Origin of the sequence: Shewanella sp. 10N.286.52.B9 (assembly GCF_002873635.1) — a bacterium.
Classification (GTDB): domain Bacteria; phylum Pseudomonadota; class Gammaproteobacteria; order Enterobacterales; family Shewanellaceae; genus Shewanella.
Map to the genome: position 1 here is coordinate 1 of NZ_MCTY01000150.1, position 567 is coordinate 567.

At 34.0% G+C, this 567-nt stretch carries 1 protein-coding gene; it reads left to right on the forward strand.

Translation table 11 applies throughout. The features are described 5' to 3' along the window. Nucleotides 1–68: 68 nt before the first annotated feature. Complete coding sequence (locus BCU91_RS08180) at nucleotides 69–506, forward strand: hypothetical protein (protein WP_102531256.1); 438 nt, start codon at nucleotides 69–71, stop codon at nucleotides 504–506. The last annotated feature ends 61 nt before the right edge of the window (nucleotides 507–567 follow it).

Genomic DNA, 567 nt, shown 5'->3' on the forward strand with positions numbered 1-567 from the left:
GTGGTATTAAGGCTGTTGTGGCCGGGTAAGTGTAACCCTCCCTTAAAATCAAGTAAGGATTTCACAAGATGGTTAAAGCAATAATAGTTTTGTTAATAACGTTGTTATTTTTAATGTGTGGGGCAGCCTCAGCTAATGACCTTGAAAATGATCCCTTAGCTAAACGCTGTATAAATTTATTTGAAATATATAAAAATAATGATTTAAGTGCTTATGTTAATGGGTTCCCCGATGAGGTCGTTGCTATTTTAGGGGAGGATTTTCTAAAGACGGAGCTGAATAATAAGCATAATAAATTTGAAAAAAATTATAACAGTGCACCTAAAGAAATAAGGATAAAGAGCATAGAAAACATACAACCCCATCCAACAGCAGTGGAAAGAATAGGCGTTGAAGAGTCTAGAAAAGTTTTTATTAGTGTGAAGGGGGTAAATAGTGGTCTACAAGGTTCATGTAGTTTCAATCGTATTAAAACGAAATGGTATTTTAGAGACACACCTTTATAGGTGTAACTCAAACAAGTGAGCTTTCTGATGATGAAGGTTCACTTTTGATTTATATGTAATA

What these genes read in the sequence shown, in the direction of transcription:
- BCU91_RS08180 (WP_102531256.1), top strand. Translation starts at nt 69, where the DNA reads ATGGTTAAAGCAATAATAGTTTTGTTAATAACGTTGTTATTTTTAATG.